The organism is Pseudoxanthomonas sp. 134C1 (genome assembly GCF_057773065.1).
This window is the reverse complement of record NZ_JBYMTH010000003.1, coordinates 370,329-383,611: the sequence shown is the minus strand read 5'-3', so window position 1 is coordinate 383,611 and position 13,283 is coordinate 370,329. Positions and strand designations below refer to the sequence as shown.

General features: G+C 67.3%; 16 protein-coding genes. 13 read left to right on the top strand and 3 right to left on the bottom strand.

Annotation, left to right across the window (positions count from 1 at the left end):
* Nucleotides 1–5 precede the first annotated feature (5 nt).
* Genes AC3DEZ_RS08955 through AC3DEZ_RS08945 form a run of 3 tightly spaced genes read left to right on the top strand, consistent with a single transcriptional unit; the run spans nt 6 to nt 2,305 of the window.
* A complete protein-coding gene (locus AC3DEZ_RS08955) occupies nt 6–617 on the top strand; it encodes a YqaA family protein (RefSeq protein ID WP_488387893.1) in 612 nt (203 codons plus the stop codon).
* A gap of 19 nt (nt 618–636) precedes the next feature.
* Nucleotides 637–1,422 (top strand): peptidoglycan DD-metalloendopeptidase family protein, encoded by a 786-nt coding sequence (locus AC3DEZ_RS08950; protein ID WP_488387892.1) that lies wholly within the window; start codon nt 637–639, stop codon nt 1,420–1,422.
* Nucleotides 1,423–1,441: 19 nt separating this feature from the next.
* On the top strand, nt 1,442–2,305 hold the full coding sequence (locus AC3DEZ_RS08945; RefSeq protein WP_488387891.1) for an endonuclease/exonuclease/phosphatase family protein: 864 nt from the start codon (nt 1,442–1,444) through the stop codon (nt 2,303–2,305).
* A gap of 44 nt (nt 2,306–2,349) precedes the next feature.
* Here AC3DEZ_RS08945 and AC3DEZ_RS08940 read toward each other — a convergent pair whose 3' ends face one another.
* The 3 genes from AC3DEZ_RS08940 to yhbY are packed head-to-tail and all read right to left on the bottom strand — an operon-like array spanning nt 2,350 to nt 3,675.
* The gene (locus AC3DEZ_RS08940; RefSeq protein ID WP_488387890.1) at nt 2,350–2,961 is read right to left on the bottom strand and encodes a D-Ala-D-Ala carboxypeptidase family metallohydrolase; all 612 of its coding nucleotides are present in this window, start codon (nt 2,959–2,961) and stop codon (nt 2,350–2,352) included.
* Nucleotides 2,958–3,341, bottom strand: a complete 384-nt coding sequence (locus tag AC3DEZ_RS08935) for an Mth938-like domain-containing protein (protein WP_447102930.1) — start codon at nt 3,339–3,341, stop codon at nt 2,958–2,960. The genes AC3DEZ_RS08940 and AC3DEZ_RS08935 overlap by 4 nt, the downstream gene beginning before the upstream one ends.
* Before the next feature lie 28 nt (nt 3,342–3,369).
* A complete protein-coding gene (gene yhbY, locus AC3DEZ_RS08930) occupies nt 3,370–3,675 on the bottom strand; it encodes a ribosome assembly RNA-binding protein YhbY (protein ID WP_488387889.1) in 306 nt (101 codons plus the stop codon).
* Between the two features lie 100 nt (nt 3,676–3,775).
* Here yhbY and rlmE point away from each other — a divergent pair, with 100 nt between their 5' ends.
* From rlmE to AC3DEZ_RS08880, 10 genes are all read left to right on the top strand, one after another.
* Nucleotides 3,776–4,408: a 23S rRNA (uridine(2552)-2'-O)-methyltransferase RlmE gene (gene rlmE / locus AC3DEZ_RS08925; RefSeq protein ID WP_141456074.1), complete on the top strand. Its 633-nt coding sequence runs from the start codon at nt 3,776–3,778 to the stop codon at nt 4,406–4,408.
* A gap of 49 nt (nt 4,409–4,457) precedes the next feature.
* Nucleotides 4,458–6,383, top strand: a complete 1,926-nt coding sequence (gene ftsH / locus AC3DEZ_RS08920; RefSeq protein WP_488387951.1) for an ATP-dependent zinc metalloprotease FtsH — start codon at nt 4,458–4,460, stop codon at nt 6,381–6,383.
* A gap of 104 nt (nt 6,384–6,487) precedes the next feature.
* The gene (locus AC3DEZ_RS08915) at nt 6,488–6,661 is read left to right on the top strand and encodes a glycine zipper domain-containing protein (RefSeq protein WP_488387888.1); all 174 of its coding nucleotides are present in this window, start codon (nt 6,488–6,490) and stop codon (nt 6,659–6,661) included.
* Entirely contained in the window at nt 6,661–7,560 is a 900-nt protein-coding gene (gene folP / locus AC3DEZ_RS08910) for a dihydropteroate synthase (RefSeq protein WP_488387887.1), read from the top strand. Before AC3DEZ_RS08915 ends, folP begins: the two co-directional genes overlap by 1 nt.
* Before the next feature lie 260 nt (nt 7,561–7,820).
* A complete protein-coding gene (gene miaA, locus AC3DEZ_RS08905; RefSeq protein ID WP_488387886.1) occupies nt 7,821–8,777 on the top strand; it encodes a tRNA (adenosine(37)-N6)-dimethylallyltransferase MiaA in 957 nt (318 codons plus the stop codon).
* 118 nt (nt 8,778–8,895) lie between these two features.
* On the top strand, nt 8,896–9,177 hold the full coding sequence (gene hfq, locus AC3DEZ_RS08900) for an RNA chaperone Hfq (protein WP_447102925.1): 282 nt from the start codon (nt 8,896–8,898) through the stop codon (nt 9,175–9,177).
* Nucleotides 9,178–9,297: 120 nt separating this feature from the next.
* Nucleotides 9,298–10,599, top strand: coding sequence for a ribosome rescue GTPase HflX (gene hflX / locus AC3DEZ_RS08895; protein ID WP_447102924.1), 1,302 nt, complete (start codon nt 9,298–9,300; stop codon nt 10,597–10,599).
* Nucleotides 10,600–10,919: 320 nt separating this feature from the next.
* A complete protein-coding gene (gene hflK / locus AC3DEZ_RS08890; protein ID WP_447102923.1) occupies nt 10,920–12,050 on the top strand; it encodes an FtsH protease activity modulator HflK in 1,131 nt (376 codons plus the stop codon).
* A complete protein-coding gene (gene hflC / locus AC3DEZ_RS08885) occupies nt 12,047–12,910 on the top strand; it encodes a protease modulator HflC (RefSeq protein WP_447102922.1) in 864 nt (287 codons plus the stop codon). Before hflK ends, hflC begins: the two co-directional genes overlap by 4 nt.
* Before the next feature lie 179 nt (nt 12,911–13,089).
* Nucleotides 13,090–13,275 (top strand): DUF2065 domain-containing protein, encoded by a 186-nt coding sequence (locus AC3DEZ_RS08880; RefSeq protein ID WP_183638220.1) that lies wholly within the window; start codon nt 13,090–13,092, stop codon nt 13,273–13,275.
* The last annotated feature ends 8 nt before the right edge of the window (nt 13,276–13,283 follow it).

Here is a 13,283-nt window from a genome sequence, read left to right as displayed (position 1 = left end):
CGCGGATGCAGATCTTCAAACCGCTGTACGAGCGCGCGATCCAGTGGGCCAGGCATCCGCGCGCGCCCGCGCTGCTGACCGGTCTGAGCTTCGTCGAGGCGATCATCTTCCCGGTGATGCCGGAAGTGATGCTGGCGCCGATGTGCGTGGCCAATCCGAAGCGATCGCTGTGGTTCGCCACCCTCAGCCTGCTCGGCTCGATGGCCGGTGCCCTGGTCGGTTACGCGCTGGGCCACTATGCCTTCGAGGCGCTCAAGCCGCTGTTCGCCGCACTGGGCATGCTCGACAGCATCGAGGCGGGCATCGCCCTGGTGAAGGCCAAGATGGTCGAATCGCCGTGGGCGGTCTTCACCTTCCTGGTGCTGGGTGGTTTCATGCCCATCCCGATGAAGGTATTCACGTGGGCGTCGGGTATCGTGGGCGTGCCTATGCTGCAATACGTGCTCAGCATGCTCATCGGGCGCGGCAAGCGGGTCTACCTGCTGGGCATCGCGATCCGGTTGGGCGGGGCGCGTGCCGAGGCGGCGCTGCGCCGCTGGATCGAGCCGGTGGGCTGGATCGCCACCGCGCTGGTGGTGTCGCTGGTGGGCTGGTTGATCTGGCGCGCCGCCACCTGATTCCCGAGTTCCGCAGAAGGTGAGTGAACGGATGACGAAAGCCACGCGAGCCCTTGTCCTGAGCGTCGCGGTGATGGTCGGCCTGGCGGCCTGCCACAGCACCGTGGTCCGGCAGACCGGTTCCTCGGGCGGTGGCAGGGTGGTGTCGCAGCCCAAATACGGGCAGACCGTGCGCGTGCAGCGCGGCGATACCCTGTACGGCCTGGCCTTCCGCAACGGGATCGACTTCCGCGATCTGGCTTCCTGGAACGGCATCGGCTCGCCGTACACGATTTACCCTGGCCAGACCCTGCGCCTGTATCCATCTTCCGGCAGCCGCCCACCTGCCGGTACCGCCGCCACCGGCACCCCCAGCACGACACCGCGTCCCGCGACGCCGCCGGCTACCAGCACCCCCAAACCGCCTCCGCCGCAGGCCGCACCGGTCAACAGTGGTTTCAGCTGGCGCTGGCCCGCGGACGGCCACGTGGTCGGGCGCTTCATCGCCGGTGACGCCACCAAGCAGGGCATCGACATCGCCGGTTCCGGCGGCCAGGCAGTGCGTGCGGCCGCCGACGGCGTGGTGGTGTATTCCGGCGCCGGCCTGGTCGGTTACGGCGAACTGATCATCGTCAAGCACAGCGAAGCCTGGCTGTCGGCCTATGGCCACAATCGCAGGCGCCTGGTCAATGAAGGTCAGAACGTGAAGGCCGGCCAGCAGATCGCGGAAATGGGCAGTTCCGGCGCCTCGCGCGAGATGCTCCACTTCGAGATCCGCTACAACGGCAAGCCGGTGGATCCGCAGCAATACCTGCCGGCGCGCTGAAGGCGCGTCGCTGATGCGCATGAAAAGCCTGTTCGCATGCGTGATGGCGCTGGCCCTCGCGGCCTGTGCGCGGATGCCGTCGCGAGGCGAAGCGCAGGCGACGCTGCCGGATGGCGCCGACGCGCTTGATGTCGTCACGCTCAATCTGTGGCACGACAAGCAGGACTGGCCACGCCGGCAGGATCTGATCGTGCGCGAATTGGAGCAGCGCAAGCCGGATGTCATCCTGTTGCAGGAAGTGCTGCAGGATCCCGGTCTCGTCAACCAGGCACAGAGCCTGGCCGGACGACTGGGCTATCAGTACCGCTTTTTCTCGGTGGATCCCGAGGGGCAGGCGCATCGCTACGGCAACGCTATCCTGACCCGTCATCCCATTCGCGCAAGCGAAGCCGTCAAGCTGCAACCGTTGGATGACTACCGCGTGGCGGGTTGGGTGCGTACCGAATTCGATGGGCGGCCGCTCGACGTCTATGTCACCCATCTTCATTACAAGCCCGAAGGTGGCGCCATCCGTGCGCGTCAGATCGCGGATGTGCTGGCCTTCATCGATCGTGCCGGCGGTCAGGCGCCCGCCATCATCGGTGGCGACTTCAACACCGGTGACGGTACGCCGGAACTGACGGGGTTGTCACCGCGCTTCACCAGTGCCTATCGCGCGGCACATCCGGATCAGGACGTGGATGCGCCCGCGCACACCACGCTCAATCCCCACATGGGGCATCCGTCGCAACGTATCGATCACGTGTTCTTCCAGACCGATGCGTTCAGGGTGGGCGAGGCACGCATCCTGTTCGACCGCGCCGATTCCGATGGCACCTGGGCGTCGGACCATTTCGGCCTTGGAGTGCGATTGATGGGCGTGGAGTCGAGCAAGCGGCGCTGACGAGGCCTTGCGTCCGAGTGTTCCGGTCGCGACTGACGTCGCTCCTACGGGGCTTGTGGCGGGTGCACGCACAGCGAGGTACGCCGGGTGTGATCATTGCCCCAGGTACGGAAACCCGCCGTATCGATGTGGATGTGCTCGGGAGAGTAGAAACCCAGTCCCATCCGCAGCGCGGGGCCATGTTCGCGCCAGTAGCCACACAGGCGCGCGGCCGTCACCGAGGAAACCAGATCCAGATCTAGCGCGCGATTGGCCAGATGCCGGCTGCGCGTGCTGCCGCCGGAACAGGTGTTGGTCCGTGCATCCCGCCAGCCGGATCGGATGTGTCCGCCATCCGCCAGGCCTTCCGCCTGGAGTTGCCGCAGCAGCCGCAGGGTCGGCGGCATCCGCGCCCACTCGGTGCGTGGAGGCACGGCGAACTCGGAGACCTCGCACCGTCGCCAGCGCCGCGAGGTCCGCAACAACGACGACAAGGGCGCCACATCGGCCACGCCTTGGTTTGCCAGCCAGGCCTGGTAGGCCCCGGCCTCGGCGGCGTGGGCGCGGTGCCAGCGAACGAATCGCTGGTCGGCGGTTTCCGGGGAAAACAGGGTGCGCTGGCAGGCGGCCAGCAGAACGAGGGACAGCAGCGCGATCAGCGCCTGCCGCCGGCTCACGCGGCCGGGGCGTCCAGCAGGAAGCCGGCCACCACCCGGCGCGACTCGCTGGCCAGCACATTGAAGGTGCGGGCGGCGGCGGCGTTGGTCATCACCTCGATGCCCACGCCGCGGGTCAGCCCGGCGGCCATCACCGCGGCCGGCGGGAACACCTGGCGATCGCCGGTCCCCAGCAGGATCACCTCCGGCTGCATCGCCAGCAGCGGGGCCAGGTCATCGGGCGTGAGCGAGGCGACGTCACGTGGATTCCAGTCCTCGCGAAGTTCCGACGGCGACAGCACGAAGCTGGTCGTCAGCACGCGGTCGTTGACCTTGGCGCTGCGGCCGTCGGCCGCGCGCAGGGTGTAGGCGTAGTCGGGGAGTTCGTGGCTCAGTTGCATGCGGGGCGACTCGGAGCCGGGCAGGCCATCAGGCCCGCGGCAGGACAATCTGGCGGCGTTCCTTGCTGGGGCGATACAGCACTGCGGTGTGGCCGATGCGCTGGACCAGCGCCGCGCCGGTCTGCTCGACCAGTTCGGCGATCATCGCGTCGCGGGCCTCGCGGTCCTCGCCCGCCACCTTCACCTTGATCAGCTCGTGGTACTCCAGCACGCCGTCCAGTTCGGCGATGAACGCCGGGGTGACCCCCTTGCCGCCAATCTGCAGCAGCGCTTTCAGGTCATGGGCCTGGCCACGCAGGAAACGGGTTTGGGCGGAGGTCAGAACGACGGGCATGCACAAATCAGGGTGGGGAAGGGCGTTCAGGGTATCATGGCGGCCTTTCCCGCCGCCGTTCCGCCCGCTGTCGCAAGGCCGGCGGAGATTGACGCCCCTCATGGCCACACGCAGCAAAAGCAGCCAACGCTGGCTCCGCGAACACTTTTCCGACCCCTACGTGAAAAAGGCGCAGGCCGAGGGCATGCGTTCGCGCGCCGCGTACAAGCTGGAAGAGCTGCTTGAACGCGACCGCCTGCTCAAACCGGGCATGGTGGTGGTGGACCTGGGCGCCGCCCCGGGCGGCTGGTCCCAGTTCGTCCGCCAGGCCATGGGTGACAACGGCCGGGTGGTGGCGATGGACATCCTGGACATGCCGCCGCTGGCCGGGGTCGAGTTCCTTCATGGAGACTTCAGGGAACAGACCGTGTTATCCCAGCTGGAGTCCATGCTGGACGGCCAGCCGGTGGACCTTGTGCTGTCCGATATGGCCCCCAATAAGAGTGGTGTGGACGCGGTGGACCAGCCGCGGGCGATGTATCTGGCCGAGCTGGCGATGGAATTCGCCGATGGCCACCTCAAGCCCGGCGGTGCGTTCCTGATCAAGTTGTTCCAGGGCACCGGTTTCGATGACTACGTCAAGGAACTGCGGCGCCGGTACGACAAGGTGGTCATCCGCAAGCCGGACGCCTCGCGCAAGCGGTCGCCGGAGGTCTATGCGCTGGGGCAGGGCAAGCGTGCCCGGATGAAGTAAGGTGGCTTAACGTGGATATCGTGAAAGAGGAACGGCGGGGCCGATGAGGATGAACGACTTGACCAAGAATCTGTTGCTGTGGGTAGTCGTCGCCGTCGTTTTGATGGTGGTGTTCCAGAGCTTTTCGCCGAAGATGGGCGCCGGCGCCGGTGGTGGCGAGGTGACCTATTCCGAGTTCCTGCGCGAGGTCGACAACGGCCGCGTGTCCTCGGTGCGCTTCACCAAGGATGGCAACCTGACCACCAACGCCATCGAGTACAAACGCGCCGACGGCCAGACCGGCACGGTCTACGGCCCCGTCGATGACTCGCTGGTCAACCAGCTGGTCAACAAGAACGTCACCATCACCCGCGATGCGCCGGAATCGGGCATCAGCCTGGGCATGATCCTGCTGAACTTCCTGCCGGTCCTGCTGATCATCGGCTTCTGGATCTTCATGATGCGGCAGATGCAGGGCGGCGGCGGCGCCAAGGGCGCCATGAGCTTCGGCAAGTCGCGCGCCAAGCTGCAGGGCGAGGACCAGGTGAAGGTCACCTTCGCCGACGTCGCCGGTTGCGACGAGGCCAAGGAGGAAGTCGGCGAACTGGTCGAGTTCCTGCGTGATCCGGGCAAATTCCAGAAGCTGGGCGGCAAGATTCCGCGCGGTGTGCTGATGGTCGGTCCTCCCGGCACCGGCAAGACCCTGCTGGCCAGGGCCATCGCCGGTGAAGCGCGCGTGCCGTTCTTCAGCATTTCCGGCTCCGACTTCGTCGAAATGTTCGTCGGCGTCGGCGCCAGCCGCGTGCGCGACATGTTCGAGCAGGCCAAGAAGCACGCGCCGTGCATCATCTTCATCGACGAAATCGACGCGGTCGGCCGCCATCGCGGCGCCGGCCTCGGCGGTGGTCATGACGAGCGCGAGCAGACCCTGAACCAGTTGCTGGTCGAGATGGACGGCTTCGAGGGAGGCGAGGGCGTGATCGTCATCGCCGCCACCAACCGTCCGGACGTGCTGGACCCGGCGCTGCTGCGCCCGGGCCGCTTCGACCGCCAGGTGGTCGTGGGCCTGCCCGACGTGAAGGGGCGCGAGCAGATCCTGCGCGTGCACATGCGCAAGCTGCCGCTGGCCGACGACGTCGAGCCGATGGTCATCGCCCGCGGTACCCCCGGCTTCAGCGGCGCCGACCTGGCCAATCTGGCCAACGAGGCCGCATTGTTCGCCGCCCGCGAAAACGCCAAGGAAGTGCGCATGGATCACTTCGATCGTGCGCGCGACAAGATCCTGATGGGCACCGAACGCCGCTCGCTGGCCATGAGCGAGGACGAAAAGACCCTCACCGCCTACCACGAAGCGGGCCATGCCATCGTCGGTCGCCTGGTGCCGGAACATGACCCGGTCTACAAGGTCACCATCATCCCGCGCGGCCGCGCGCTGGGCGTGACCATGTACCTGCCGGAAGGCGACAAATACAGCCTCAACCGCGTCGCCATCGAGTCGCAGCTGTGCTCGCTGTACGGCGGTCGCGTGGCCGAGGAGCTGATCTTCGGTGCCGACAAGGTCACCACAGGTGCCTCCAACGACATCGAGCGCGCCACCAAGATGGCCCGCAACATGGTCACCAAGTGGGGCTTGAGCGACGAGATGGGCCCGATCGCCTACGGCGAGGAAGAGGACGAAGTCTTCCTGGGCCGTTCGGTCACCCAGCACAAGAACGTCTCCAACGAGACCGCGCGCCGCATCGATGAAGTGGTCCGGGGCATCCTGGATCGCGCCTACCAGCGCACCAAGACCATCCTGACCGAGAATCTCGACAAGCTGCACTCGATGTCCCAGTTGCTGCTGCAATACGAGACCATCGATGCACCGCAGATCGACGCCATCATGGAAGGCCGCGAGCCGCCGCCGCCGGCCGGCTGGGGCAAGTCGGGCAAGGACGGCGACAAGCCGGAATCGCGCCCGCTGCCGCCGCTGGGTGGTCCGGCCGCGCAGACCTGAGTCTGCCGGCCATTCGCAGGGACACGAAAGACGGCTTCGGCCGTCTTTTGTCTTGCGTGGATAATGGGCTGCATCGGGCGGCTGGCCGCGCGAAGGAGTCCTTCATGAAGAACTTCAAGACCAATCCCGGCGCGGCCATCGCGTTGGGTATCGCGATCGGCGCCGCGGTCGGTGTCGCCACCGGCAACCTGGCCCTGTGGCTGGCCCTGGGCGTGGCGATCGGCGGGGGACTGTCCGCCGCATCCGCGTCCCGGAAGACACCCAAGGATCCCGACTGATGTTCGACACCACCCCGCAACTCGACTGCGCCGGCCGCATCCTCAAGCTCGATCGCCCGCAGGTGATGGGCATCGTCAACGTCACTCCGGATTCGTTCTCCGACGGTGGCGTGCACGATACCCTGGAAGCCGCCGTCGCACATGGCCTGAAGCTGGCAGAGGAGGGCGCGGACATCCTCGATATCGGTGGCGAATCGACCCGCCCCGGCGCCGCGGATGTCTCCGTGGAAGAAGAACTGCGGCGGGTCGTGCCGGTGATCGAGCGGTTGGCGAAGGAAACCGCGCTGCCGATCAGCATCGACACCTTCAAGCCGGAAGTGATGCGCGCGGCGGTGCAGGCCGGCGCCGGCATGATCAACGACATCTGCGGGCTGCGCCGCGAAGGCGCGCTCGAAGCCGCCGCCACTCTCGGCGTACCGGTCGTGCTGATGCACATGCAGGGCGAGCCGCGCACCATGCAGGAAGCGCCGGAGTACGACGACGTGGTCGGCGATGTCCATCGCTTCCTGGCAGAGCGCATCTTCGCCGCTGAAATGGCCGGCATCGCCAGGAAGAACCTGATCGTCGATCCCGGTTTCGGCTTCGGCAAGAACACCGCACACAACCTCGCGCTGCTGGCGCAACTGGAACGCTTCGTCGAACTGGGCGTGCCGGTGCTGGCCGGCCTGTCGCGCAAGCGCTCGCTGGGGGAGATCGCCGGTCGCGACCTCGCCAGCGAACGTATCGCCGCTTCGGTCGCCGCGCATCTGATCGCCGCCCAGCGCGGCGCCGCCATCGTGCGCGTGCACGACGTGGCCGCCACGGTGGATGCGCTCAAGGTGTGGAATGCGGTAGCCGCCGTGCCGCAGCCGCGCGCCAAATCGGCGGCGCCGACGATTCGCTGGCCGGATGAGGATTGAGGGACCACGACAGATCCCCGCAGCCTCCCTTCGAACGGGAAGAATTCATAGCCCCCTTGGCCAGCCTTCGGCTGTTGAGAAGCCCTTGAAAAAAAGGGGCGGGCACCTGCGAAGCAGGTGACGGGGGATTGACCCGCCATTCGGCGGTTGAAAAGCTCTTGCTTTTGGCGCCGAAAAGCAAATCCCCCTCCATCCCCCTTTTGCAAAGGGGGAGGCAAAAAAACCAACCTCTCCCAATCCCGAATCCCCAACCACATCCCATGCCCGCCGACACCCGTCCCCTCGCCATCGCCCTCATGGGCCCGACCGCCTCGGGCAAGACGGCGCTGGCGATGGAATGGGCCGAGCGCTGCGGCGGGGAGATCGTCAGCATCGATTCGGCGCTGGTGTATCGCGGGCTGGATATCGGCGCGGCCAAGCCGGATGCCGCGATGCAGGCGCGGGTGCGACACCACCTGATCGACGTGCGGGATCCGTGGACGACCTACTCGGCCGCCGAATTCGCGGCTGACGCACGCACCGCGCTGGCCGACATCGTCGCGCGTGGCAGGCTGCCGATTCTGGCCGGCGGGACCGGGCTGTACTTCCGCGCCCTGCTGGAAGGATTGGCGGCCATGCCGGAAGCCGATCCCGCGACCCGTGCCGCACTGGCCGCCGAAGCCGCCGAACGCGGCTGGCCGGCCCTGCATGCCGACCTGGCCCGGGTCGATCCCGAGGCGGCCGCGCGCATCCATGCCACGGACCCGCAGCGCATCCAGCGCGCGCTGGAGGTCTATCGGCTCAGTGGCAAGCCCATCAGCCAGTGGCAGCGCGAACCCGGGCCGCCCCGGTTGCCGTTCCGCGTGCTCAAGCTGGTGCTGGCGCCGGCCGAGCGCGCCGTGCTGCATGCGCGCATCGAACAGCGCTTCGACGCCATGCTGGCCGAGGGTTTCCTGGACGAGGTTCGGCGCCTGCGCGCGCTGCCGCAAATGCAGGCCGTGGCCGCGCCGCTGGACTTGCCGGCGGTGCGCGCGGTGGGCTACCGGCAGGCCTGGGAACACCTGGACGGCGCCGTTTCCGCCGCCGAATTCCGCGACCGCGCCATCTTCGCCACCCGCCAGCTCGCCAAGCGCCAATTGACCTGGCTGCGGGGCGAACTGGACGCCCGCTGGTTCGATCCGGGCCGCGATCAGGCCGCCCTGGAGCGGGCCCGGCGGCAATTTCTGGGCGCTGTGTAGCTGGCCAAACCGCCCCGGTTGTGTAACATCGGGGGCCGGGCCGCCAGGGGATACCAAACGCGCGGACCCGGAAACACCACAATTATTCCTATAAGCGACACTTCGGGAGTTCGCCATAATGTCCAAGGGGCAATCCTTGCAGGATCCTTTCCTGAACGCTCTGCGCCGCGAGCGGGTGCCGGTTTCGGTCTACCTGGTCAACGGCATCAAGTTGCAGGGCACCATCGAATCGTTCGATCAGTTCGTGGTCCTGCTGCGCAATACCGTCAGCCAGATGGTCTACAAGCACGCCATTTCCACCGTGGTGCCGGCGCGCAACGTGCGCGTGGGACCGGGCGGCGGCTACGTGCAGTCCAATGAGGGCGGCGCACCGGGCGAAGAAGAAGAAGAAACCGAGTAAACACCCGGGGAACCGGTGGAGATTCCAGGGTGAAATCCGGGGCGACCGCCCCCATGTGATGGGATCCGGGCGCCTGGTGCGGCCGGATCCTCCCTGAAATCGAGTCCAAACCGCTTCCCCATGTTTGAACGTTCCCGCAAAGGCGAACACGCCCTCCTGATCCAGCCCCACGCCGGCGGCCCGCCGGATGATGGCGCCTCGGAGGAGTTCACCGATCTGGCCCGCTCCGCCGGCGCCAGCATCGCCGCATTGCTCACCGCCCGCATCGACCGGCCCAATCCGTCCACCCTCATCGGCAGCGGCAAGCTGGAAGAGGTCAAGGCCGCGGCCGACGCCACCGGCGCGGACCTGGTGCTGGTCAACTATCCGCTTTCGCCCGGCCAGGAGCGCAACCTGGAGAAATTCCTGGAGCGCCGCGTGCTCGATCGCACCGGCCTGATCCTGGACATCTTCGCCCAGCGCGCCCGCAGCCACGAAGGCAAGCTGCAGGTGGAACTGGCCCAGCTCAAGCACATGGCCACCCGGCTGGTGCGCGGCTGGACCCACCTGGAGCGCCAGCGCGGCGGTTCCATCGGTTTGCGCGGCCCGGGTGAAACCCAGCTGGAAACCGACCGCCGCCTGTTGCAGAAGCGGGTCGAGCAGTTGCAGAAGCGGCTGGAGAAAGTGGAAGTGCAGCGCACCCAGATGCGCCGCGCCCGCGTACGCAGCGAACTGCCGCGCGTGGCCCTGGTCGGCTACACCAACGCCGGCAAGTCCACCCTGTTCAACGCGCTGACCGGCGCGGAGGCCTACGCCGCCGATCAGCTGTTCGCCACCCTGGATCCCACCGTGCGCCGCATCGAGTTGCCCGGTGGTGGCGTGGTGCTGGCCGACACCGTTGGCTTCGTTCGCGATCTGCCGCACGAACTGGTCGCCGCGTTCCGATCCACCCTGTCCGAGGCGCGCGAAGCGGACCTGCTGATGCATGTCATCGACGCCGCGGATCCGCTGCGCGAGGAACGCATCACCCAGGTCGATGAAGTGTTGCAGGCGATTGGCGCCGGCGACATTCCGCAGTTGCTGGTGTTCAACAAGATCGACCGCATCGAAGGCGCCACTCCGCGCCACGATCAACCCAACGAAGGCCACGAGCGCGTCTGGATTTCCGCGCGCGACGGGGCCGGGCTGGACGTGCTCAAGGAAGCGCTGGCGCAGAAACTCGGACTGGAGCGGATCATCGGCACCGTGCACCTGGGCGAGCGCTCGGCGCGATTGCGTTCGCGCCTGCACGCACTCGGCGCGGTGCGTGGCGAACGCCACGACGAAGCCGGCTGGCACCTGGATCTGGACATGGCCCTGGCCGACGCGCGCCGGCTCGCCGCGGAGGCGGGCGGCCACGCCCTGGAAACCCTGCTCCCCGAACCCGTCGAAGACACCTTCTGACCACCCACCCCGTGCGTTGTGGGAGCGACGTCAGTCGCGACCGCAATCCCACCGACGCGACGAAACCTCCAGTGGTCGTCCAGCTTCCCGGTCGCGACTGACGTCGCTCCCACAAAAAAGCCCCGTTGCCCCCGTGGGAGCGACGCGAGTCGCGACCGGAAACCCCACCCACCCGCAAAACACCCCGCATCCCGTCACCCCCCGCCGAAAAACCGCCCGCCTTGTGCCCTTCAGCCCTTGTCCGGCGGCCGGGCGGCCCTATCTTGTAGAATCGGAAACGCGTCGGTTTCGGCCCACGCATCATTGACGACGGAGTGGGCATGGCCTGGAACACCCCTGGAAGCGGCGGCTCTGGCAGCGGCGGCGGAAACGGCAACAACGACAACCGACGGGGATGGAATCCCCGTGGTGGCAACAGTGGCGGCGGCGGCCTGGGCGATCTGCTGGATCGCCTGCGCGGTTCCTTCGACGGCAACGGTCCGCTGCGCTGGATCGGCGTGGCGCTGGTGCTGCTGATCCTGTTCTCCAGCTTCCAGCTGATCGGCGAACAGCAGCGCGGCGTGGTCCTGCGCTTCGGCCAGTTCTCCCGCGTCATGCAGCCGGGACCCAACTTCAAGTGGCCGTGGCCGATTGAAAGCGTCACCAAGGTCAACGCCACCGAGATCAAGAACTTCAGCAACACCATGCCGGTGCTGACCCGCGACGAGAACATCGTCACCGTGTCGGTCAACGTGCAGTACCGCATCGCCGATCCGCGCCTGTACCTGTACGGCTCGCGCAACGCCGACGACGTGTTGCAGCAGGCCGCGCAGAGCGCCGTGCGTGAACAGGTCGGCCGTTCGGATCTGGACACCGTGCTCGGCGAGCGCGGCCCGCTGGGCAGCCAGGCCAAGGAGCGCCTGCAGGCCTCGCTGGATACCTACCGGACCGGCCTGGTCGTGACCGAACTCAATCTGCCCGACGCGCGTCCGCCGGAAGAAGTGAAGCCGGCCTTCGACGAGGTCAACTCGGCCCAGCAGATCAAGGATCGCCTGGTCAACGAAGCGCGCGCCTATGCCGCCCGCATCGTGCCGGAGGCGCGCGGCACCGCGGCGCGTACCCGCACCGAGGCCGAGGGCTACAAGGCGGCCGTGGTCGCCCGCGCCCAGGGTGACGCGGATCGTTTCTCCCTGCTGCAGGAACAGTACAAGAACGCCCCGGATGTCACCCGCAAGCGCCTGTGGCTGGAAACCGTCGAGCAGGTGATGAGGCAGAACAACCGCAAGGTCATCGGCGGTGACAGCCGCCAGCTGATCTACCTGCCGATGCCGGCGCAGGGCGGCGCCAATGCCGCCGCACCCGCCCCGACCCCGGAAGTGGTGATGCCCGCCGTGGAAAGCAGCGCGACAACCCCGCTGCGCAGTGCCGAGCGTCCCGCGCGACCGGCCGGACGTGAGGAGAGTGGACGATGAGACTTCCCGCAATCGTGGCGCTGCTGGTCGCCATCGTGCTGGGCCTGATGGGCTCGCTGTACGTGGTCCGCGAGGACCAGACCGGCCTGGTCCTCAACCTGGGCCGCGTGGCCCGCGCCGACATTCCCCCGGGCCTGCATTTCAAGTGGCCGCTGGTGGAATCCGCGCGCGTGTTCGATCGCCGCTTCCAGGTGCTGGAAACCCAGCCCGAGCGCTACCTGACCTCCGAGCGCAAGGACGTCAGCATCGACTTCTTCGCCGTGGGCCACATCTCCGACGTGCGCGCGTTCTACCGTGCCACCGGCGGCGACGAGAAGCTGGTTAACGACCGCCTGGCGCCGATCATCACCGACTCACTGCGCAATGAAATCAACAGCCGCACGCTGACCCAGCTGGTCTCCGGCGATCGCAACCAGATCGTCACCGCACAGCTCAAGAGCATCAACGAAGGTGCGGCCACGCTGGGCATGCGCATCACCGATCTGCGCCTGAAGCAGATCGACCTGCCCACCGACAGCCAGGTCATCACCGACGTCTACGAGCGCATGCGCGCCCAGCGCAAGCAGGTCGCCAGCCAGCTGCGCGCCGAAGGCGAGGAGCAGGCCCGCACCATCAGCGCCCAGGCTGATCGCGATCAGGCCGTGCTGGTGGCCGAAGCCGAGCGTGATGCCCAGCGCATGCGCGGCGAAGGCGATGCCGAAGCCACGCGCGTCTATGCCGCCGCCGCCAACAAGGACCCCGCGTTCTTCGCCTTCCAGCGCAGCCTGGACGCCTACCGCGCCTCCTTCCGCGACGGCAACAGCGTCATCGTCCTGGACAAGGACGATCCGTTCTTGCAGTACCTCAAGAGCGACCGCTAGGCGCGGTCGCTCCGGGAATCGGGAATGGGGAATCGAGAATCGGTTTTCCCATTCCCGGCCCGGACCGGGCGGTGAAACCGCCAATCTCCTGAAACGGGAATGAGGCGGTCGCCCGCAAACGGCCCGTTCGTCAGCGGCCCACGATTCCCGATTCTCCATTCCCGATTCCCGGCCTCAAAATGCCCGATCTCTGGTCCGCCCTCTGCCTGGTCGCCGTTCTGGAAGGCCTGTTCCTGCTGGTCTCGCCGGGGCTCTGGAAGCGCCTGGCCCTGCAACTGCTCAACCTGCCCGACGCCCAGATCCGCCAGGCCGGCGGCCTGGTCCTGATCATCGGCCTGACCCTGCTGTGGTGGCTGCGGCACTGAGGTGCCCC

What these genes read in the sequence shown, in the direction of transcription:
- AC3DEZ_RS08955 (WP_488387893.1), top strand. Translation starts at nt 6, where the DNA reads ATGCAGATCTTCAAACCGCTGTACGAGCGCGCGATCCAGTGGGCCAGG.
- AC3DEZ_RS08945 (WP_488387891.1), top strand. Translation starts at nt 1,442, where the DNA reads ATGAAAAGCCTGTTCGCATGCGTGATGGCGCTGGCCCTCGCGGCCTGT.
- AC3DEZ_RS08935 (WP_447102930.1), bottom strand. Translation starts at nt 3,341, where the DNA reads ATGCAACTGAGCCACGAACTCCCCGACTACGCCTACACCCTGCGCGCG.
- yhbY (WP_488387889.1), bottom strand. Translation starts at nt 3,675, where the DNA reads ATGCCCGTCGTTCTGACCTCCGCCCAAACCCGTTTCCTGCGTGGCCAG.
- rlmE (WP_141456074.1), top strand. Translation starts at nt 3,776, where the DNA reads ATGGCCACACGCAGCAAAAGCAGCCAACGCTGGCTCCGCGAACACTTT.
- ftsH (WP_488387951.1), top strand. Translation starts at nt 4,458, where the DNA reads ATGAACGACTTGACCAAGAATCTGTTGCTGTGGGTAGTCGTCGCCGTC.
- AC3DEZ_RS08915 (WP_488387888.1), top strand. Translation starts at nt 6,488, where the DNA reads ATGAAGAACTTCAAGACCAATCCCGGCGCGGCCATCGCGTTGGGTATC.
- folP (WP_488387887.1), top strand. Translation starts at nt 6,661, where the DNA reads ATGTTCGACACCACCCCGCAACTCGACTGCGCCGGCCGCATCCTCAAG.
- miaA (WP_488387886.1), top strand. Translation starts at nt 7,821, where the DNA reads ATGCCCGCCGACACCCGTCCCCTCGCCATCGCCCTCATGGGCCCGACC.
- hfq (WP_447102925.1), top strand. Translation starts at nt 8,896, where the DNA reads ATGTCCAAGGGGCAATCCTTGCAGGATCCTTTCCTGAACGCTCTGCGC.
- hflX (WP_447102924.1), top strand. Translation starts at nt 9,298, where the DNA reads ATGTTTGAACGTTCCCGCAAAGGCGAACACGCCCTCCTGATCCAGCCC.
- hflK (WP_447102923.1), top strand. Translation starts at nt 10,920, where the DNA reads ATGGCCTGGAACACCCCTGGAAGCGGCGGCTCTGGCAGCGGCGGCGGA.
- hflC (WP_447102922.1), top strand. Translation starts at nt 12,047, where the DNA reads ATGAGACTTCCCGCAATCGTGGCGCTGCTGGTCGCCATCGTGCTGGGC.
- AC3DEZ_RS08880 (WP_183638220.1), top strand. Translation starts at nt 13,090, where the DNA reads ATGCCCGATCTCTGGTCCGCCCTCTGCCTGGTCGCCGTTCTGGAAGGC.